14 protein-coding genes are annotated in these 20,641 nt (G+C 75.4%); 9 read left to right on the forward strand and 5 right to left on the reverse strand.

The window, feature by feature from the left end:
- Positions 1-33 precede the first annotated feature (33 nt).
- On the forward strand, positions 34-2,133 hold the full coding sequence (locus tag ABD208_RS19425; protein WP_344106240.1) for a glycoside hydrolase family 26 protein: 2,100 nt from the start codon (positions 34-36) through the stop codon (positions 2,131-2,133).
- A gap of 9 nt (positions 2,134-2,142) precedes the next feature.
- Here ABD208_RS19425 and ABD208_RS19430 read toward each other — a convergent pair whose 3' ends face one another.
- Positions 2,143-3,105, reverse strand: coding sequence for an aldo/keto reductase (locus tag ABD208_RS19430; protein ID WP_344106242.1), 963 nt, complete (start codon positions 3,103-3,105; stop codon positions 2,143-2,145).
- A gap of 54 nt (positions 3,106-3,159) precedes the next feature.
- Between ABD208_RS19430 and ABD208_RS19435 the strand changes: the two genes are divergently transcribed.
- A complete protein-coding gene (locus tag ABD208_RS19435; RefSeq protein WP_344106244.1) occupies positions 3,160-3,987 on the forward strand; it encodes a FadR/GntR family transcriptional regulator in 828 nt (275 codons plus the stop codon).
- Positions 3,988-4,004: 17 nt separating this feature from the next.
- Here ABD208_RS19435 and ABD208_RS19440 read toward each other — a convergent pair whose 3' ends face one another.
- Positions 4,005-5,474 carry a glycoside hydrolase family 43 protein gene (locus ABD208_RS19440; RefSeq protein WP_344106247.1) on the reverse strand — a complete coding sequence of 490 codons (1,470 nt, stop codon included), beginning with the start codon at positions 5,472-5,474 and terminating at the stop codon, positions 4,005-4,007.
- Between the two features lie 122 nt (positions 5,475-5,596).
- Entirely contained in the window at positions 5,597-7,057 is a 1,461-nt protein-coding gene (locus ABD208_RS19445) for a family 43 glycosylhydrolase (RefSeq protein ID WP_344106249.1), read from the reverse strand.
- Positions 7,058-7,242: 185 nt separating this feature from the next.
- On the opposite strand from ABD208_RS19445, the gene ABD208_RS19450 reads away from it, so the two are divergent.
- The 4 genes from ABD208_RS19450 (at position 7,243) to ABD208_RS19465 (ending at position 15,065) form a co-directional block, all read left to right on the forward strand.
- A complete protein-coding gene (locus ABD208_RS19450) occupies positions 7,243-10,614 on the forward strand; it encodes an FtsX-like permease family protein (RefSeq protein ID WP_344106251.1) in 3,372 nt (1,123 codons plus the stop codon).
- On the forward strand, positions 10,611-13,349 hold the full coding sequence (locus ABD208_RS19455; RefSeq protein ID WP_344106253.1) for an FtsX-like permease family protein: 2,739 nt from the start codon (positions 10,611-10,613) through the stop codon (positions 13,347-13,349). Before ABD208_RS19450 ends, ABD208_RS19455 begins: the two co-directional genes overlap by 4 nt.
- Before the next feature lie 82 nt (positions 13,350-13,431).
- A complete protein-coding gene (locus ABD208_RS19460; RefSeq protein ID WP_425561135.1) occupies positions 13,432-14,373 on the forward strand; it encodes an ABC transporter ATP-binding protein in 942 nt (313 codons plus the stop codon).
- Positions 14,373-15,065, forward strand: coding sequence for an ABC transporter ATP-binding protein (locus ABD208_RS19465; RefSeq protein ID WP_344106255.1), 693 nt, complete (start codon positions 14,373-14,375; stop codon positions 15,063-15,065). Before ABD208_RS19460 ends, ABD208_RS19465 begins: the two co-directional genes overlap by 1 nt.
- A gap of 9 nt (positions 15,066-15,074) precedes the next feature.
- On the opposite strand, the gene ABD208_RS19470 is transcribed toward ABD208_RS19465, so the two are convergent.
- Together ABD208_RS19470 and ABD208_RS19475 are read right to left on the reverse strand one after the other, a co-directional pair.
- Positions 15,075-16,415, reverse strand: coding sequence for a sensor histidine kinase (locus tag ABD208_RS19470; protein ID WP_344106257.1), 1,341 nt, complete (start codon positions 16,413-16,415; stop codon positions 15,075-15,077).
- Positions 16,416-16,420: 5 nt separating this feature from the next.
- Positions 16,421-17,107, reverse strand: a complete 687-nt coding sequence (locus tag ABD208_RS19475) for a response regulator transcription factor (RefSeq protein WP_344106259.1) — start codon at positions 17,105-17,107, stop codon at positions 16,421-16,423.
- A gap of 166 nt (positions 17,108-17,273) precedes the next feature.
- On the opposite strand from ABD208_RS19475, the gene ABD208_RS19480 reads away from it, so the two are divergent.
- Genes ABD208_RS19480 through ABD208_RS19490 form a run of 3 tightly spaced genes read left to right on the forward strand, consistent with a single transcriptional unit; the run spans position 17,274 to position 20,454 of the window.
- Positions 17,274-18,470 (forward strand): LolA family protein, encoded by a 1,197-nt coding sequence (locus tag ABD208_RS19480; RefSeq protein ID WP_344106262.1) that lies wholly within the window; start codon positions 17,274-17,276, stop codon positions 18,468-18,470.
- Positions 18,467-19,477 (forward strand): ABC transporter ATP-binding protein, encoded by a 1,011-nt coding sequence (locus tag ABD208_RS19485; RefSeq protein WP_344106265.1) that lies wholly within the window; start codon positions 18,467-18,469, stop codon positions 19,475-19,477. The genes ABD208_RS19480 and ABD208_RS19485 overlap by 4 nt, the downstream gene beginning before the upstream one ends.
- The gene (locus ABD208_RS19490) at positions 19,477-20,454 is read left to right on the forward strand and encodes an ABC transporter permease (RefSeq protein ID WP_344106267.1); all 978 of its coding nucleotides are present in this window, start codon (positions 19,477-19,479) and stop codon (positions 20,452-20,454) included. Before ABD208_RS19485 ends, ABD208_RS19490 begins: the two co-directional genes overlap by 1 nt.
- The last annotated feature ends 187 nt before the right edge of the window (positions 20,455-20,641 follow it).

The raw sequence follows: 20,641 nt of genomic DNA on the forward strand, positions 1-20,641 counted from the left end.
GGAGCCCGCCGGTCCGTCCCAGGAGGTTCAACGATGAACTTGCCACCCCTTCCCACGCGGCCACCGGCGCCGCCCCGCCGCGGGCGGCTCGTCCGCCGCGGTCTGGCCGCCGTGGTCGCGGCACTGACCGTGTGCGGCGTCTCCGCGACGGTCGCGGCGGGAGCGCCCGCGGGCGACCGGTCCCCGGGCGAGCGGGCCGCCGCCGGCCGGGCCGTCAAGGTCGACCTCGCCGACCCGGCGGCCACCGCCGCGACCCGCTCGCTCTTCGCCTACCTGCGTGATCTCGACGGCAAGGGCGTTCTCTTCGGGCACCAGGAGGACCTGGCGTTCGGCGAGACGTTCGGCCAGCCCGACGGGACGTCGTCGGACGTCCTGCACGTGACCGGGGACCACCCCGCCGTCATCGGCTTCGACACGCTCGAGAAGGCCGGGATGCCGCTCGCCGAGCGGGAGCGGAACGCGCTCGTCCTGGCGCGTGACATCAGCCGGGCGCACGCGGTCGGGGCGATCCCCACGATGACGGTCCACCTGGAGAACCTCGTCACCGGGGGCGACTTCTACGACACGAGCGGTGACGCGCTCCGCGCGGTGCTGCCGGGCGGGTCCCACCACGCCGAGCTCACGGCCTACCTCGACCGGTTCGCCACGACGGCGCGGAACGCCGTGGACGGGCAGGGCCGGCCCGTCCCGATCATCTTCCGGCCCTGGCACGAGAACGGCGGGTCGTGGTTCTGGTGGGGCGCCGCGTTCGGGACGCCCGGTGAGTACGCCGAGCTCTACCGCTTCACGGTCGAGTACCTGCGGGACGTCAAGGGCGTGCACAACCTGCTCTACGCCTTCTCCCCGGGCGGCGGGTTCGGCGGCGACCCCGCGTCTTACCTGCGGACCTACCCGGGGGACGCCTTCGTCGACGTGCTCGGGATCGACGCGTACGACGACTCCGGGGCGTCGAGCAGGTTCCTGACCGGCCTGACCGCCGATCTCGGCATGATCGGCGACCTGGCGCAGCAGCGCGGCAAGATCAGCGCCTTCACCGAGTACGGCATCTCGGGCGGCGTCCGCCCGGACGGCCAGAACGCGAACACGCACTGGTACACCGACGTGTTCCGGGCCATCGCCGCCGATCCGTCGGCCGCCCGGACCGCCTACATGATGACCTGGACGAACTACGGCGGGGACTCGAGCCCGTACACGCCCGTCGACGGTGAGATGCTGCCGGACTTCCTCGCCTTCCACGACGACTCCCAAACGTACTTCGCCGACGACCTGCGCGGGGTGCACACCGCGAGCACGACGCCGGTCGCCTCCTCGGCCGCGCACCTCGCGAGCCCGGCGGACGGCGCCCGCGTGGCGGCGGGCCCGGTGACCTTCCGGGCGTCGGTGACCGGCCATGCCGCCGACCGCGTGGTCGTCACCGTCGCCGCGGGGGAGACCGGCGCCGAGCACCGGGTCGAGCTGAGCCCGCCCGGCCCCGGTGAGCTGTGGTGGACCGGGACCTGGGACGTCCCGGCCGCGGAGCTCGACAACTCCCGGCGTGACCTGACGCTCGCCGTCCACTCGGGAGGCGACCAGCTCGCCTCGACCGCCTCGACCGTCGTGCTGGGACCGGAGCCGCAGCTTCCCCCGGGCGTCGTCGACGACTTCGAGGGCTACGGCGACGACGCGATGCTGCGCTCGACCTGGGCGCCGCAGAACAGCAACACCCTCGAGGTCCTCCGCGCGGCGGAGGGCGGGGCGGTCGGTGGCGGTACGGCCGCGATGCGCATGAGCTACTCGTTCGCGACGCAGAGCTACACGGGCGCCGGGCGCCGGATCGCCGGCGACTGGTCGGCGTTCCGCGAGTTCGAGGCCTGGATCGACCCGGACGCCTCGAACAACCGGCTCGTGCTGCAGCTCGTCGCCGACGGGGTGGCCTTCGAGGCGTACCCGTCGCTGGCGGGTGACCAGCCGTACCTCGCGGCCGTCCCGTTCGCCGACTGGCGTCCCGCTCCGTGGGACACCGCGCACGCGGACCGGCGGCTCGACGCGGCGACGCTCGCGAAGGTCACCCAGTTCAGCGTCTTCGTCAACGCCGCCGACGGCGGCGCGACGGCCGGAGCGGTGACCGTCGACGAGCTCCGCGCGAGGACGTAGTGGCGCGGGTCAGTCGCGCACCAGGCCCTCGGCGGCGAGGTCGGACCAGAGGCCCTCCGGGATCGGGGTGGCCAGCCGCTCGGCGGTCTGGGTGACCTGCTCCGGCGTCTCGCACCCGACCGCGACCGAGACCACCGCCGGGTGCCGCAGCGGGAACGCGAGGGCCGCGGTGGGCAGCGGCACGCCGTGCGCCTCGCAGACGTCGGCGAGCCGGTGCGCCCGGGCCACGGCGCCGGCCGGGGCGGGCGCGTAGTCGTACCGCGCGTCCGCCGCCGGCCGGTCCCGGGCCAGCAGCCCCGAGTTGTACGCGCCGGCCGCGACGACGCCGACGCCGCGCTCCAGCGCGAGGGGCAGCAGATCGTCCAGGGCGCCCTGCTCCAGGAGGGTGTAGCGCCCCGCCAGCATGACGAGGTCGAGGTCGCTCTCCGCGACGAACCGCGCCGGCAGCGCCGACTGGTTCATCCCCACGCCGACCGCCCGCACCACGCCCTGCCCGCGCAGCTCGATCAGCGCGGGCAGGGCCTCGGCGAGCACCTGGTCGCCGAAGTCGTCGGGATCGTGCACGTACACGACGTCGATCCGGTCCAGCCCGAGGCGCGCCAGGCTCTCGTCGATCGAGCGGCGCACGCCGTCGCGGCTGAAGTCCCACTCGCGCCGGGTCGTGGCGGGCACGGCGAAGCTGGCGTCCTGCTCGCCCTCGTGCCCCGGGTTCGGCACCAGCAGCCTGCCCACCTTGGTCGACAGGACGAACTCGTCGCGCGGGCGCCCGCGCAGCGCCGCCCCGGCCCGCTGCTCCGAGAGCCCGAGCCCGTAGTGGGGTGCCGTGTCGAACCAGCGCACCCCGGCCGCCCACGCCGCGTCCACGACCCAGGCCGCGTTCTCGGGGGTGGTCGCCCGGTACAGGTTGCCGAGCTGCGCCGTCCCGAGCCCCCACGGGCCGGGCAGCGGGAACGGGGCGGAGGCTGCCGTCATCGCAGCAGGGTATCGGCCTGAAGCGGCGACAGGACCCCTGGTTATGATCACCCGGTGGACACGCCGATGCCGACACGCCACGACGACGCCCCGGACGGCGTGCTGTCGCAGTCCGAGGCCGTCGTCCACGGGATCAAGCGGATGCTCCTGAGCGGCGAGCTCGGCCCGCGCTCGCGCCTCCCGGTCGAGAAGGACCTGGCGGCACGCCTCGGCGTCAGCCGCGGCTCGCTGCGTGAGGGCGTCCGCGCCCTGGTCGCGATGGGCATCCTGGAGACGCGACAGGGCGCCGGCACGTACGTGACCTCGCTGGACGCCCGCCTGCTGCTCGCGCCGGTCAGCTTCGTCGTCGACCTGCAGAGCGCGGACGGCGGGCGGCGGCTCCAGCACGTGCGCCGCGTGCTGGAGGTCGAGGCCGCCGGCGCCGCCGCCGTCCGCATCGACGACGCCGCCCTCCGGCAGGCCGACGCCGTCCTGCGTCGTTTCGAGGAGGGCGCGGCCGCCGGCGGCGCGGGCGACCACCGGCGCCACATCGAGATCGACGTCGAGTTCCACCGCATCATCGCGCGCGCGTCCGGCAACCCCGTCCTCGAGGCGCTGATCGAGGCGCTCGCGAGCAGGACCGTGCGGGGCCGGATGTGGCGCGCGATGCACGAGCAGGGCGCCGACGAGCGCAGCCATGCGGAGCATCGCGCGATCCTGGCCGCGATCGCGCGTCACGACCCCGACGTCGCGCGCATCCGGATGGGCGCGCACCTGCTGGCCGTCGAGGAGTTCCTCGCCGCCGACGACCTCCCGGACGACCTCCCCGCGGATCTCCCGCCGGGGGACCTCCCGCCGGCGGGAGATTCGCCGGCGGGAGATCCGGTCGAGCCGGCCCCCTGACCCGCGCCTGGTTCCGCTCAGCCGACCGCGCGGAAGGTCGCGTCGGCGCGTTCGGTGGCGGTGCTCACCGGGTCGACGCGGAGCAGGTAGCCGTAGTGGCGCAGGTAGCGGTCCGGGTAGTTGAAGGACCGGTACGAGGTCCACGACGAGGACGCGAGCCCCGCCACGGGCGTGAAGCTCGCGTCGGCGCGGAACGTGGCCGACCCGTCGTAGCGCTCCAGGTCGACGTCGTAGTCCCAGTGCCGCAGGTAGTAGCCCGGGTAGTTCACCGACATGAACGACACCGTGCCGCTGCCCGCCAGCCCCGGCACGACCCGCCACTGCGAGTCCTGCACCGGCGACACGTTCGCGTCGATGCGCGCCTCGAAGTTGCTGTGCCGCACGTACCGGTCCTGGAAGTTGTACGACTGGATCCGCTGCACGGCGCGGCTCGGCCACTTCGCCAGCACCCGGCCGGACTCCGCCGCCGTGAGCTGCAGGATCGACCCGTGCCGCTTCTTCGTCCCGCCCAGGGCGTACCCGCTGACGGTCTGGAAGTTCTGCGTGCTGCCGAGGTTCGAGCTGCGCAGCGGCATGTACCCGCGGCCGGTCGCGTACTGGTCGAGCCACAGGCCCCAGGAGGATCCGTTGTTGAACGGCATCCACATCGGCCCCTCCACGACGTTCCCGCCGCCCGTGCCGTTGGTGATGCCCATGTGCGACAGGTCGCCGATCCGCGTCCAGCCGCCCAGGATCGAGTTGCTGCCCTCGATCGTGATCTGCCCGTCGGCCGAGGCCCGGTAGTACCGGTAGCCGCCCGTGCCGTTCGGCACCTCGACGATCTGCGTGTCGATGATGCCCTGCGTGCCGCTGCCCCGGTTGATGTAGAGCTGGGGCGAGGTGAACGTGCGGAAGTCACTGGTCCGCGAGTAGTACACGCGGTGCTTCTTCACGCCGTCCACGGTCGCGTTGGTGGCCCAGTACACGACGTAGTCACCGGTGGCGGGGTTGTAGATCGCCTCGGGCGCCCACGCGTTCCCCGCGCCGGAGATCCCGCTCGCCACGTCCACGAGCCGCGGCTCGGACCAGTTCACGAGGTCCGTGGACTCCCACACGACCAGCGACCTCGACCCGTTGTTGGCGGCGTCGCTCCAGGAGGTCCCGTTCGCGATCCGCAGGTCGGTCGCGATGATCCAGTACCTGTCGCCCGCCGGGGAGCGCACGATCGCGGGGTCGCGCACGCCCTTCGTGCCGAGGTTCGAGACGAGCACCGGGGCGCCGTCGCTCAGGTCGGTCCAGTTCAGCCCGTCGGTGCTGTGGGCGAGGTAGATCTGCTCCCCGGTGGCGTGCTCGCCGGTGAAGTGGGCCATGAGATAGCCCGTGAACGGGTCGAGCGCGGCGGCGCGCCCGGCGGTCGCCACGGTCAGGCCCGTGGCCAGCAGGACGAGCGCGGCGATCATGGCGGCCAGCGAGGCGGCCGTCCGTCGTACGCGGATGGTGAGGGACATCGAGCACACTCCTTCGTGTCTCAGGTCGTTCCCGGTGTGGTGTTCTCGCGGAAGGCAGGGTTCCGGCACGCGGAGGGTCGTGGCCGACGACGACGCTGTCGGCCACGACCCCCGGCGACGCCCTAACCGCGCCGGAAGTGCTGGGCCGTGGCCGTGTTGCACGTGTACATGGACAGCCGCGCGCCCTCGGCGGTACCCCACTCGTAGTTGTCGAGGCAGAGGCCGCTCGCCCGGTTGCGCAGGGCGAACCAGCCGTTGCCGCGGTCGACGACGGACCAGTCCTGGTTGGTCCCGCCGTTGCAGGTCCACAGGCCGACGTCGGAGTTCAGCGCCGTCGAGCCGCCGAAGTGGTCGAGGCACTTGCCCGCGTGCAGGTTCTTGATCCGGTAGAACCCGCCCGTGGAGGTGAACTCCCACTTCTGCACGGCGTAGCTGTTGCAGGAGTACAGCTTCACCAGGGCGCCGTCGGCCGTGTTCCAGTCGTAGTCGTCGACGCACTTGTCGCTGTGCCGCCCGCGGATGCCCGGCTGCCCGGAGCCCGTCTCCTGCGGCTGGCCGAAGAACGGGAGGCCGGCGTCGTCCCAGTACAGCTGCTGGGCGCGGGTGTGCCGGTTCGGGTCCGTCAGGGGGTCCGGGTTCGGCGTGGCGTAGTCGCGGGCGTGGTAGATCAGCATGTCCGTGGTGCCGTCCTCGGCCACCGTGAAGCTGCCGTGCCCCGGCCCGTACACGCCGTTCGCGGTCTGGAAGACCGGCGTGGACCTCTTGGTCCACGAGGCGGGGTTCAGCAGGTTCGCCGACGACGACGCCCACACGTACCCCAGCTTGTACCGCGAGTCGGTGGCCGATGCCGAGTACGCGATGATCACGCGCCCGTTCTTCACGATCGGCGACGGGCCCTCGACCACGCCCGCCACGCCCTCCATCTCCCAGGCGTGGGTGGGCCGCGCGATCTCGATCGCCGACGCCGTGTCGATGGTGGTCGGCGACGTCATGCGCGCCAGGTACATGTGGCTGTTGTAATTCGTGCTCGGGCTGTCCTGCGCCCACGCGAAGTAGCGCGTCCCGTTGTGGGTGAACGACGCCGGGTCGAGCTGGAACGAGTCCCATCCGGTGTTCAGGCGGGCGGGCGCGCTCCAGGAGCCGGTGGTCGGGTCGGCGGACGTGTTGCGCATCCAGTACAGCCGCTGCGCGAAGTTGGCCGTGCTGGGCGACGCCGAGAAGTACAGGTACCAGGCGCCGTCGACGTACTGGATGTCCGGCGCCCAGATCCACCCGGACAGCGCGCCGTCCGACGGAGCAGTGAACGCGGTGACGGGCGCGGCCGTGCCGAGCCCGGCGAGCGTGCGGGAGCGCCGCACCTCGACGCGCTTGTAGTCCGGGACGGACGCGGTCATGTAGTAGTAGCCGTCGGTGTGCCGGTAGATCGCCGTGTCGGCCCGCTGCTTCACGAGCGGGTTGGGCACATCGACGAACTGGGCGCTCGCGGGCGTCGTGCCGAGCGTGACGAGGCTGACGGCGACGGCGAACGCGCCGAGGATCCGGCGTACCGCGCGGGCGCGGACGAGCCTGGAGGCATCAGTCATCTCTCCTCCTTGAGAGAATGTGAACGCTAACACCCGTAGTCTGCGGCGCATGAGGTGCCAGGTCAAGCCCGGAAAACGTTGTCGGGGCGAGGGTTCTTACGAACTTGTAACGGCGGGCCGACCGGTGTGGAAACGCTTCCACACGCCCGGTACGGTCGGCGCACCTCGAACTTCCAGGGAGCCCAGTGAGCTGGCTGCAACTCGTCCTCCGCCGTGGCACGGCCGAGGCCGGCGTCCTCGCCGTCATGACCGCGCTGACCGTCGCCGCCTGCTCGGTGCTGGGCTCGCTGGCGGTGCTGCTCACGGCCGCCCAGGACCGTGCGCTGGGCGCGACCCTGGTCCAGGCGCAGCCGGACGACGTCGTCCTCCACGCCGACCTGGCGCTCGACGGGTACCTGAACTCCCCGGGCGACGCGCGGGTCGCCGTCGACACCGCCGCCGCGACCCTGTCCGGCCTGGCGGGCACGACGGCGCCGACGACGTCGGTCTGGCCCACCACCGGGGCGATGCTGATGTCCGACGACGCCGCCCGCCCGGCCACCTACCTCGCCACCGTCCCGGACCCGGACCTGGTCCGCGTCGTGGCGGGATCGATCCCGGAGCGGGACGCCCGGGCCGGCGGTGCGGTGGTCCCGGTCGCGATCCCGGCCGCGGCGGCCGCCGACCTCGGCTGGACGGTGGGCGACCGGTTCGAGTTCTCCGGCAGCAACGACCGCAGCGAGGTGACCGTCGAGGTCGCCGGCGTGTACGAGATCTCGGGCCCGCCGTCGGCCTGGCGGCAGGACCTGCTCGACGGCACCGGCTTCGACCCGGCCTTCCCGCTGCCGGAGTCCTTCGGCTTCACGACGGTCCGGATCTGGGGGCCGCTGCTCGTCCCGGAGGCCGTGCTGCTCGACGGCGTCGTGCCCGCGTCCGACGCGCGGGTCTCCGTCGCGCCCGGCCTGGACGGGCCCGGCGGCCTGACGGGCCTGGACCAGGCCGGGGCCGCGGCCCTCCAGGACCGGCTGGGCCACGGGCAGGCCGTGCTCGAGGGCGCCACCGAGGACGTGGCCCGTTCCGCCCGGCTCACGACGTCGCTCGACGACACCCTGGCGGGCGTCGCGGCCGGCCTCGCGGTGACCCGGACCGGGATCGTCGTCGTAGGCCTCGCCCTGGTGCTGGTCAGCGGCGCCGCGCTGCTGCTCGCCGCGCGCCTGCTGGCCGAGCAGCGCGGCACCGGGCTCACGCTGATGGCGGCGCGCGGGGCGTCCCGCCGCCAGCTGCTCGCGGCCGCCGCGGGCGAGGCGGCGGTCGTCGCGGTGGTGGCGGCGTGCGTCGCCCCGGCGCTCGCCGCCCTGCTGGTGGCGGGGCTGGCGGAGGTGACGGCCGGCGGTGCCGCGGCCGTCCCGTCCCTCGCCGGGGTCGTGACCACGCCCGCGCTGTGGTGGACGTGCGCCGTGAGCGCCGTCCTGTTCGCGGCCCTGCTGGTGGTCCCGGTGCTGCGGGCCGTCGACGTCGACGACGACGTGCGGGTGGCCCGGCCCGGGGCGACGACGTTCCGGGCGGTGCTCGTCCGGTCGGGCGGGACGGCCGCGGTGCTCGTGCTGGGCATGGTCTCCGCCTGGCAGCTCACGCGGTACGGCCCGGCGTCGGCCGGCGGCGGGACCGATCCGGTGCTGGTCGCCGCGCCCGCGCTGCTGATCCTGTCCGGCGCGCTGCTCGTGACCCGGGTGCTGCCGTTCCTCGCCCGGCTGTCCGACGGCGCCGCCGCCAGATCGCGGTTCCTCACCGTCCCGCTCGCCGCCTGGGAGACCGGGCGGCGCCCGGAACGCGCGGCCGGGACCGCCCTGCTGGTGACCCTCGCGCTCGCGGGCGGCACGTTCGCCCAGGTGACGCTGGCGACCTGGCGCGCGTCGCAGATCGACCAGGCCACGCTCGCCCTGGGCGCGGACGCCCGGCTGACGGACGTCCCCGGCTCGCCGCTGGACGCGTCCGAGCGCGCCGCGGCCGTGCCCGCGCCCGGGGGCGGGGGGTTCACGCCGGTCACCGACCGGATCGTGCCGGTCGGCCCCGTCCACGACGACGCCCGCCTGTCGTCCCGGCTCCTCGCCGTCGACGACCCGGCCGTCCTGCGCGGGCGGGTCACGCCCGGGGCGGGACTGGCGGGAGCCGGGACCTGGCCTGAGATCCATGCCGTCCTCGCTGCCCCGTCCGGGCCGGCGGCCGGCGTCCCGGTCCCCGCCGGGACGGAACGGCTCTCCGCGCGCGTCGAGGCCCGCATGGACGCTCCCGTCGACCTCCAGGTGCAGGTCGGCGTCGTGCTGGAGGACGCCGACGGCGTCCGCGGCCAGTACCTGCTCGCGCGAGCGCCGGGGGATCCCCAGGAGATCGCGCTGCGCGACGACGGTCCCGCCGGTCCGGGCGTGCGCATCGTGGGCATCGTCGTCCAGGCCGTCGCGCCGGAGCTGACCGATCCCATGGAGCTGATCGGGTCCGGCGACGTCCCACCCCTGCGGATCACCGTCACGGACCTGCTGGCGACCGACGCGGCGGGCGACCGCACCGAGATCGGCCTCGGCCGGCGGTGGGCGGCGAGCTCCCTGCCGCCGGCGGGCGGCGCGGTGGTCGGTCCGGGCACCGGGAGCAGCAGCCCGGCGCCGGTGATCGCCGAGGTGGATCAGGGCGGCCTGACCCTGACCCAGGACGTCGATCCCGTGGCCCTCGCCCTCGGGAGCATCGGCCTCGTGGCCGCCCCGGGAGCGGCGCACGGCGACGTCCTGAGCGGCCCGGGGACGTCCGAGAAGAACCCGCTCCCGGTCGTCGTCAACCAGGCCCTGGCGACGGCGGCCGAGGTCGGCCCCGGTGACGTCCTGCGGACGGACGTGCCGTTCGTCCACCTCGAGGTGGCGGGCGTCGTCGGGCATCTGCCGGGGGAGTCCGGGCAGGGCATGCTCGCGGACCGCTCGGCGCTGCAGGCGGCGGAGCTGGCGGCCGGCCGTGCGGCCCGGGCGCCCGACGCCTGGTGGGGATCGGTGCCCGGCGACGACGCCCGCGAGGTGGCCGCGTTCACCGCGGCCGCGGAGGACACCGGCGTGCTGCGGACCCTGGCCGCCAAGCGTGCCGCGCTGCTCGAAGGTCCCGACCGGGTGGGGCTGCACGCCGCGCTCTGGCTCCTGACCGGCGCGGCGATCGTGCTCGCCGGGGCCGGGACGGCCAGCAGCGTGGCCACCGGGCTGGCGCTGCGGCGGCTGGAGCTCGCGCGGCTGCAGGCGCTCGGCGTGCCGCGCGGGAAGCTCGTGCGTGCCGTGCTCGCCGAGCAGGGGATCCTCCTGGCCGCCGCGTTCGTCGGCGGGGCGACGGCGGGCGGCCTGGTGGCGGTGCTGCTGGCGCCGGTGCTCGCGGTCGGGCCCGGCGGCGGGAAGCCGGTGCCCGAGGCCGTCCTGCAGGTGCCGTGGCCGGCGCTCGCGTTGCTGGGCGCCGTGGCCCTGCTGGTCACCACGGCCGTGACCGCGGCCACGGCGAGGGCCAGGGTGCGGCGGGCGTCGTCGGACCTCCTGCGGATGGGAGCCGACCGATGAACCGCCCCGCGTACCTGCTGCGCACCACCGTGCAGGGGATCGGCGCCGCCGGGCGCCGGGCCCGGCGGGACGCCGCGTTCGTGCTGGCCTACGGCGCGCTCGCGGCGGCGCTCGCCGCCGGGGCCGTCGCCGCGCCGCTGGCGCTGACCCGGGCGGCGGACGACGGGCTGCGGGCCGCGGTGACCCAGGCAGGGACCGCCGCGGACGTCGTCGTGACCCACCAGGGGGCGCACGACCTGCGGAGGTTCCGCTACACCGGCGACTCGTACGTTCCGGGCGCCACCGCGGCGTCGCACGACGTGCTGCCTCCGAGCGTCCGCGCCGTGACCGCGGAACCCGTCACCGTCCTGGCCTTCGACCCGGAGTCCGCGCGGACTTCCGAGGGGGCCTTTGCCGTGCGGCTCGTCCACGCCGGGGGCGCGGACGTGACCTGGACCGAGGGCGAGGCGCCGGGCGCGTTCGCGGGGAAGCGCGGGGCACCCCTCGACGTGGGTCTCTCCGCGGCGGTGGCCGGCGCCATGGGACTGCGGGCGGGCGACACGTTCGAGCTGCCGGGCGGCGGGCTGACCGCCCGGGTGTCCGGTGTGTTCCGGCCCGCGGACGCCGGGGACCCCGGGTGGACCGACGTCCCGGACGCCTTCGCCCCGGGAGAGGGCGGTGCCCTGGGCCGGCCGGTCTCCGCGCTGATCTCCACGGCATCGGCCCTCGCGCTGCTCGACCTGCCGGAACCGGGACCGGAGCAACTCCAGCGCTCGCTCTCGGTGAGCACGCGGTTCCCCGTGGATCCCGCGGAGTTCCGGGCGAGCGCGCTCGGCGCGCTGCGGCAGGATCTCGTGCGGGCCGACGAGGATCCCGTGCAGCTCCAGGCCGACGCCACCACGAACCTGACCCGGTTCGTGGCGGGACCCGCGAACCTGCTCGCCGTCCTCGACGCGTACGACGCCCGCCTCGCGGTCGCCCGGGGTCAGGCCCTGACGGTGCTGACCGGGCTCGTCGCTGCCTGCGGGCTGGTGCTGTTCCTGGCCGCGAACCTGCTGGTCGCGCGGCGTCGCGGGGCCCTGGAGCTGGAGCGCGCGCGCGGGGCGTCCGTGCCGTCGGTGGCGCTGCGGGCGGGCGCGGAGTCGGTTCCGGTCGCCCTGCTCGCGGGCGTGGTGGCGTGCGGCGCGACCCTTCCGGCGGGCGGGCCGCCGTGGGGCACCGGCGTCGTGCCCGCGGCGCTCGTGCTCGCCGTCGCGGCGGGAGCGCCGGTGGTGCTCTCGGCCGGGGTGGCGGCGTCGTCGTGGACCGGGCGGCGCGTCGCCGCGAACCGGCGCGACCGGGAGCGCGGCGCGCGGCTGCGCCGCGGGTGGCGGCTGGCGGCGGAGCTCACCGTCGTCGCGCTGGCCTCGGGGGCGGTGGCGGCCGCGCTGCGCCGCGGCATCGTGCCCGGCGGCGACCTGCTGGTGGCCGCCGCGCCGATCCTGCTGGCCGGGGCGTGCACGGTGCTCGTGCTGCGGTCCGTCGCCGCGGCGCTCCGGGCGGCCGCCCGGAGCGCCGCGGGGGGGCGCGGGCAGGTGCCGCTCGTCGCGGCGTCGCGGGCCGCGTGGTCCGGTGCCGGGAGCCGCCAGGAGCAGGAGCGCACGGCCGCCGCGGCTCCCGTGCTCGCGCTGACGATCACCGCGGCGCTCACCGTGTCGTGCGCCGCCGCCGCGACGACCGTGCGGGACGGCCAGGAGAACGCGGCCGGCACCTCCGTCGGCGCTCAGGCACGGGTCGTGCCCGGGGACGACGCCGGGCTCGCCGGCCGGGCCCTCGCCGGGGCGCCCGGCGTGACCACCGCGGCCGGGACGGTCCTGGCGGAACGCACCTTCGCCGGGGGGAGCGGGCTCAAGGCCACGCTGTTCGCCGTGGACGCGGCGGCCTTCCCGCAGTTCCGCGCGCTGGCCGGCGGCCCGGAGGTCGCCGCCGGGGACCCGGTGCCGGCCCTCCTGCACCCCGGCCTGGTCACCGCGGCCGAACTCGTCGACCCGGACGTCTGGGTCCTGGATTCCTCGGTCCCGCTCACCGTGGCGGGCACGCTCGACGTCGCCGGGACCGGCCCGTACTGGGGCCCCGAGATCCCGGCGGAGCCCACGGTCGTGGTCGACCGCGCGGCACTCACCGCGTCGCTCGGCCCGGACGCCGCCGAGCTGCCGGTGGACGTGGTGTGGCTCGACGGACCCGGCGCGACGGAGTTCGCCGGGGAACTGCATGCCGAAGCTTCCGGGAGCCCGTCGTCGTCGGCCGTCGTCACGACGCGCGACGGCGCGGCCGCCGCGCTGCGCGACGACCCGCTCGCGGGCGGGCTCGTGGCGCTCTACCTGGTGTCCGCGGGGCTGTTCACCGCCCTCGGCGTCACGGCCGTGGCGCTCACCGTGCTCGCCACCGCCGCCGGGCGGACCCGGGCGCTCGCGGTGCTGCGGACCCTGGGCCTGCCCCGGGCCTCGGGGCGGGCGCTCGCGCTGGCGGAGCTGTCGCCGGTGCTGGCGGTCGCGCTGGCGGCGGGGACGGCGTCGGGGGTCGTGGTGGCGGTCGGGCTGACCGGGGCGCAGGACCTGGGGCTGCTCACCGGCGGCGGCCCGCCCGATCTGGTCCTGCCGTGGTGGCCCTTCGCGCTCGTGGCCGTCACGACGGCGGCCGGGCTGGTCACGGCGGTCGCCCTGGAGGCGCGGTCCCGGCGGCACGTGCGGATCGGGGAGGTGCTGCGCGGATGGTGAGGGAGGCGGTGGCGCCGGGTGGTCCGGGGCGGCCGGGCGATCCGGGGCCGGGTGGTCCGGGGCCGACGACGAGGAGGCGGACATGAGCGAGACGACGACGATGACCCGGCGGGACCCGGAGGAAGCCGGGGCCCCGGCGGGGCGCGAGCCGGCGGACCGGGCGCTCGTGGAGTGCGAGAGCCTGGTGCGCATCTACCAGGCCGAGGGGATCGAGGTGCAGGCCCTGCAGGGCCTCGACCTGCGGGTGGAGCCGCGGGAGGTCGTGGCCGTGGTGGGCGCGTCGGGCTCCGGGAAGTCGACGCTGCTCGGCATCCTGTCCGGGCTCGACACGCCCACCGCCGGGCGCGTGCGCGTCGGGTCCTGGGACCTGACCGCGATGACGCGGGCCCAGCGGGTCACCTACCGGCGCGAGACCGTGGGGTTCGTCTGGCAGCAGGCGACCCGGAACCTGCTGCCCTACCTGACCGCCGCGCAGAACGTGGACTTCCCGCAGGCGGTCGCGGGCGTGCCGCGGGCCGCGCGGGCCGCGCGGACGCGGGAACTGCTGGCGATGCTCGGGATCGAGGAGTGCGCCGACCGCCGGCCCGGGCAGCTGTCCGGCGGGCAGCAGCAGCGGGTCGCGATCGCCGTCGGGCTGGCGAACGGGCCCGAGCTGCTGCTCGCGGACGAGCCCACGGGCGAGCTCGACACCACGACGTCGGCCGAGGTGCTCGCCGCGCTGCGGACCGCCAACGCGGAGCTCGGCACCACGATCGTCGTCGTCACGCACGATCCGGGCGTCAGCGAGCACGTGCGCCGCACCGTGGCCATCCGCGACGGGCGGACCAGCTCGGAGGTGGTGCGCAGCACCCGCACCCGGGACGACGGCACCGAGCACACCGTGGCGGAGGAGTTCGCCGTGCTCGACCGGGCCGGGCGCGTCCAGCTCCCGCGCGAGTACCGCGCGGCGCTGGACCTCGTGGGCCGGGTGCGCCTGGCGCTCGAGGAGCACCAGATCACCGTTCGCTCCGGGAGGGAGAACTGATGGAACCGCTCGTCAGAGTGGACGCGGTCAGCCGCACGCACGGTCGCGGGCCGACGGCGGTGCGCGCCCTGGCCGGGGTGTCGTTCGAGGCGCGGGCCGGGGAGCTGGTCGCCGTCGTCGGGCGGTCGGGATCGGGCAAGACGACCCTGCTCAACCTCGTCGGCGGGCTCGACCGGCCGGACGAGGGGCGGATCGAGGTCGCGGGCCGCGAGGTGTCCGCGCTGGACGAACGCGGGCTGGACGCGCTGCGGCGCGACGTCGTCTCCTTCGTGTTCCAGTCCTTCGGGCTGCTGCCGACGCTGTCCGCGGCCGAGAACGTCGGCGTGCCCCTGCGGCTGCGCGGCACGCCCGTGCCCGAGCGGGAGGCGCGGGTGCGGATGCTGCTCGACCTGGTCGGGCTGGGCGATCACACCGAACAACGGCCCGGGGAGATGTCCGGCGGGCAGCAGCAGCGGGTCGCCATCGCCCGTGCGCTGGCGGTGTCACCGCAGCTGCTCGTCGCGGACGAACCCACCGGGCAGCTCGACTCCGAGACCGGGACGGCGGTCATGGCCCTGCTGCGCGGCGTCGTCGAGCAGGAGGGCACGACGGCGCTCGTCGCCACGCACGACCCGACCCTGATGGCGCTCGCGGACCGGGTGCTGCACCTCCAGGACGGCCGGCTCACGGAGAAGATGCCGGCGCCGGCCTGACGCCCCGCCTCAGTGCGCGCGGGGCCAGATCGCCGTGAAGCGGGCTCCGCCCTCCGGGGAGTCGCCGACCGTGACGCGGCCGCCGCGCCGCCCGACGAGGGCGGCGACGAGGGCCAGGCCCAGTCCCGCGCCGCCGGAGGTCCGGGAGCGGTCGTCGGCCACCCGGTAGAAGCGGTCGAAGATCTTCGCCCGGTGCTCCCGGGGCACGCCCGCGCCGTCGTCGTCGACCAGGACGCGGACGCTGGACTGCCCGGCGAGCACCGAGACGACGATGCGCGTGCGGGTGTACCGGGACGCGTTGCGCAGCAGGTTGTCGAGCACGAGCTCGATCTCGGTGTGCGCCGCGGACGCCCACGCCTCCGAGGCCATCGCGTTGACCGTGAGCTGGACGGAGGGTTCCGCGCCCAGTGCCGCCCGCGCCCGGGTCACGGCCGCGCGGGCCTCGCCGACCAGGTCGACGTCGTCCGACGGCGGCAGCTCCCCGGCGTCCGACCGGGCCAGCGCGAGCAGCCCGTCGAGCAGCGCGGACAGGCGCACCGCGTCCGCGAGGACGTCCTCGTGCACCTCCTGGGAGATCTCCGGGTCCGGGTTCGCGACGGCGACCTCCGACTGCAGCCGGATCGACGTCACGGGGGAGCGGAGCTCGTGGGCGGCGTCGCCCGTGAACCGGCGGAGGCGCTCGGTCGTGGCGTCCGCGCGGTCCAGCAGCACGTTGAAGTCGTCGGCCAGCGCCCGCAGCTCGCGCGCGGTCGCGTCCGGCACCTCGACCCGGGTCCCGGGCGCGAGCCGCCGGACCGACTGCCGCATCCGCGCGACCGGCCGCAGCGCCGAGCCGACGGCGAACCAGATCGCCACCCCCGCCACCGCCGCCCCGGCGAGGGCCGTGACCAGCAGCCAGCGCGCCCCCGACAGCTCGGCCGCGCGCTGCCCGACCAGGCTCGTCCCGGCGACGACGAGCCGCTGGCTGCCGTCGGGCGCGGTGACGACGGTGCCGTGCCAGCGCACGGGCTGCGCGCCGCCGGTCGTCGTGGGGATGCCCGCCTTGAGCGTGCGGACCTGCTCGGGGGTCAGGTCGGGGTCGGTGCCCGGAGCGTCGGCGTCGCCGTCGTTCTCGTCGACGACGACGGCGCCCGCCGTGTCGAGCACCCGGACCTCCAGCCCGTCGGGCGCGACGGGGGTCCGCCCGGCGATGACGTCGGACGCCGCGGCGTCCAGCACGATGCCCATCTCGGTGTCCCGCGCGTTGGTCAGGAGCAGCCCGAGGCCCTGGCTCGCGGCCCAGGCCAGGCCGAGCAGGCAGACGAGGGTGACCGCACCGGCCTGCAGCGTGATCCGCAGGCGCAACGACATGTCCACTACCGTGCGTCCCCGAGCTGGTACCCGTGCCCGCGTACCGTCCGCACCAGCCCGGCGGCACCGGCCTCGGACAGCTTGCGGCGCAGGTAGCCGACGTAGACCTCGACGGCGTTGCGGGTCGCGGCCTGCTCGTCGCCCCAGACCTCCGTCAGCAGCTCCTGCTTCGTCCAGACCGTTCCGGCGCGGGAGGCCAGGGTGACCAGGAGGCGGTACTCGCGCGGGCTGAGGGGGATCTCGGCGTCGTCGTACCGCACCGTGCGCGTGCCGCGGTCGATCGTGAGCCCCGCGACGCGGATCGGGCCGCGCGGGGCGGTACCCGCCGCGGCGCGGCGCAGCGTCGCGCGGAGCTGGGCGACGAGCACCACGAAGGAGAACGGCTTGACCACGTAGCCGTCGGCGCCGAGGTCCAGCCCGTCCGCCTGGTCGATCTCGCCGTCCTTCGCCGAGACCAGCAGCACCGGCGTCGTGTTGCCGAGCGCTCTCAGCTCCTCCAGCACCCGGTAGCCGGACAGGCCCGGGATCATGATGTCGAGCAGGATCGCGTCGAACGACCCGGTGCGCGCCAGGCGCAGCGCCGCGGGCCCGTCGGCGGCGGTGGTGACGTCCATGCCCTCGCCGCGCAGCCCGCGGTCCAGCGCCTTGCGGACGCCCGGCTCGTCGTCCACGACGAGGATCTGCGGTCTCATGCCTGCCAGCATGCCGTACGCATCTGCTCCGCGGAGACGTTCCCACCAGCGCTCTCAGCGTGATCTCAGCCGGCCGCGGCGTCTCAGGAAGGTCTCAGGGGCCGCGCGAGAGGGTTGGGGATGTCAGACAGACGAAGCACACTTGAGGGTGAACGAGGAGCGCGAGATGAATGCCAAGACGAAAGCCCTGATCGCCGCCGGGTCCGGGATCGCCGTGGGCGTGACGGGACTGGCCCTGACGACGATGCCGGCCGGCGCCGACGACGCGCCGGTGCTGCCCGAGATCAGCGCGGAGGAGCTGGTCGCCTCCACGCTCGAGGCCGAGCCCCTGGCGTTCCAGGGCCGGGCCGAGGTACGGAACGAGCTCGGGCTGCCCACGATCCCCGGCATGAGCGACGTGCTCGACATCGAGGCGGTGCGCGTGTTCCATGACGGCGCGGAGAGCGGCCGCGTCCAGGTCGAGCGGGTGGACTCCGAGCTGGTGATCGTCAAGAACACGAGCGAGGCGTGGGTCTACGACTCGAAGGAGAACTCGGCCCAGCACCTGACCTGGACCGAGGCCGACGCGGAGGAGCTGAAGGAGCACCACGCCCGGCCGGACGCGGCCGACCCGTCCCAGGCGGCGAGCGGCGTCATCGAGCAGCTCAGCCCGTCCAGCGACATCGTGGTGGACGGGACGGCGCGCGTCGCGGGCCGCCCCGCGTACGAGCTGGTGCTGACGCCGAAGGCCTCGGAGAAGACGCTGCTGCGCGAGGTCACCGTCGCGGTCGACTCCGAGACCCGCATCCCGCTGCGCCTGGAGGTGTTCGCCAACGGGACCACCGAGCCGGCGCTGTCGCTCGAGTTCACCGAGTTCTCGGTCGGGGAGCAGGACGCCGAGCTGTTCGAGTACACGCCGCCGCAGGACGCCGAGGTCAGCGAGCTCGACGCCGACGCCGCCGAGAAGGTGGCGAAGGAGCACGCCGAGCGCGCCGGCGACGCGAAGGGCGCGCGTGACGGCGGCTCGTTCGCCCGCGAGCTGCCCGGCACCGAGATCGTCGGCGACGGCTGGGACGCGGTGCTGATCGCCCAGGCGCCGGAGGCGCGGCCGGAGGACCTCCCCGAGGACCTGCAGGAGGACCTGCCCGAGGGTCTCGAGGAGTTCATGGGTGAGGGCGCGGGCGAGCGCGGGGACAACCGCGACATGAGCGGTGGTGACATGAGCGGCATGCTGGGTGGCCTCGGCTCGCCGGTGTCCGGTGACTTCGGGACCGGGTTCCACGTCGAGACCGCCGTCGGCGGCGCGATCTTCACCGAGGACGGCAGCATCGCGGCCGGCGCGGTGCCGCAGCAGGTGCTGGTCGACGCGCTGGACGAGCAGTGACCACAGTGCACGCCGCCGCGACGGCGGTACCGGAGGCGGGCTCCGCCACCGGTACCGCCGTCGCGGCGCGCACGCGTGGCCTGCGCAAGGAGTACCGCGGCACGGCCGTGGTCGACGGCGTCGACCTGGAGGTCCCGAGGGGCGCCGTCGTCGGCATGCTGGGGCCGAACGGCTCCGGCAAGACCACGACGATCCGGATGCTGCTGGGCCTCGTGGCGCCCACGGAGGGCGAGATCGAGCTGCTCGGCGCGCCGATGCCGCACGACGCCGATCTGGTGCTGCCGCACGTCGGCGCCCTCGTCGAGGGGCCGGGCTTCCACCCGTTCCTGTCCGGCCGGGAGAACCTGCTGCGGCAGGCCGCCGCCGAGCCGCTGCTGGCGAGCGGCGGGCTGCACGCCGCCGTGTCCGACGCCCTGGAGCGGGTGGGCCTGGCCCGCGCCGCGAACAAGCGGTACCGGGCGTACTCGCTCGGCATGAAGCAGCGGCTGGGCCTCGCCTCGGCGTTGCTGGCCCCCCGCAAGCTCGTCGTGCTCGACGAGCCGACCAACGGGCTCGACCCGGCGGGCACGCTGGAGATCCGCCGCATCATCGCCGACCTGCACGCGCGCGGCGTGACGGTGCTCGTGTCCTCGCACCTCCTGGCCGAGGTGGAGGCCACCTGCACGCACGTCGTCGTCCTCAACGAGGGCGTCGTCGTCGCGCAGGGCCCGCTGGCGGGCCTGCTGGAATCGGGCAGCCCCACGCTGCTCGTGTCCACGCCCGACGGCGCCCGCGCGGTCGAGGCGCTGCGGGACCGGCGGATCCCCGCCCGGCTCGCGCCCGACGGCGTCCGCGTGGACACCACGACGACTTCCCCGGCCACCGTGATCGAGACGCTCGTGCGCGCCGGGATCGGCGTGGACGAGGCCCGGCGGGAGCGCACCGGCCTGGAAGAGGTCTTCGCGCGGCTGACGCACGACGTCGGCGACGTGGTCGGGGAGCTCGGCGACGATCTGGAGGTGGCGTGATGAGCGCGAGTGCGGCGAGTGCGCGCCCGGCTGCGGGCGCCGTGACCGACGGCCCGGCGACGGCGGGCGCGGGTCCGGACGTGGCCGAGGCGGAGCGTCCCTCCTGGGCGCCCGCCGGCCTGGCCGGCCGGACCCGTGCCCCGCTCTGGCGGGTGCTGCGCGCGGAGGTGGCCTGGGTGTTCCGGCGCCCGCGGACGCTGGCCGTCCTGGGCCTGCTGACGGCGATCCCGGTGATCACCGGCGTGGCGCTGAACATCGCGCTCGGGCCGCAGGCCGCCGGGCCGGACGGGCCGGGCTACACCGGGTCGCCGGGTCCCGCCCTGCTCACGTCGATGGCCACGAGCGCGTTCGCGTTGCCGCTCGGGTCGCTGATGACGCTCCTGATGATGCTGCTGCCGCTCACCGTGGCGATGGCGGCGGGCGACGCGCTGGCCGGAGAGCAGTCGCACGGTGCGCTGCGCGGCTGGCTGCTCGCCCCCGTGTCGCGGGGGCGGCTGCTGCTGGTGAAGTCGGTGGGCGTGTTCGCCGTCGGGCTGGTCGCCGCGAGCCTGGTGGTCCTGTCGGGCTTCCTGACCGGGCTCGCGCTGTCCGGGACGGACGGCCTGGTGTCGATGTCCGGGGACCAGCTGACGTTCGGGGACGTCCTGTGGCGGCTGGCGCTGGCCGTCGGCTGGGCCGCGCTGTACCTGATGGCCGTGGGCGCGGTCGCGCTGGCGATCTCGGCGTCGACCGAGCACCCGATGGTGGTCGTGGTCAGCGTGCTGGCCGGGCTGATCGTCTCCGGGGTGCTGATGCAGATCGACGCCCTGGAGCCGATGCACCCGTACCTGCTGCCGACGGCGGTGTTCGGCCTGACCGACCTGATCCGGGATCCGCTGGCGTTCGGCGGCATGGGCGAGGGGCTGGTCCGGGCGGGCAGCTACCTGGTCATCGGCATGTCGCTGGCGTACGCCCGGATCACCACGAAGGACGGCTGAGGCCGGCGGGCGCGGGCGGCTCCGCCGCGTCCCGCGCCCGGAACGGCGAGGAGTCCCCGCTCACGGCGAACCGTGACCGGGGACTCCGGGAAGGCCGCCCGCCCGGCCGGGCAGGCCGCCCGCCCGGCCGGGCAGGCCGCCCGCCCGGCCGGGCAGGCCGCCCGCCCGGCCGGGCAGGCCGCCCGCC

It is taken from the genome of Myceligenerans crystallogenes (assembly GCF_039529775.1).
GTDB lineage: Bacteria > Actinomycetota > Actinomycetes > Actinomycetales > Cellulomonadaceae > Myceligenerans > Myceligenerans crystallogenes.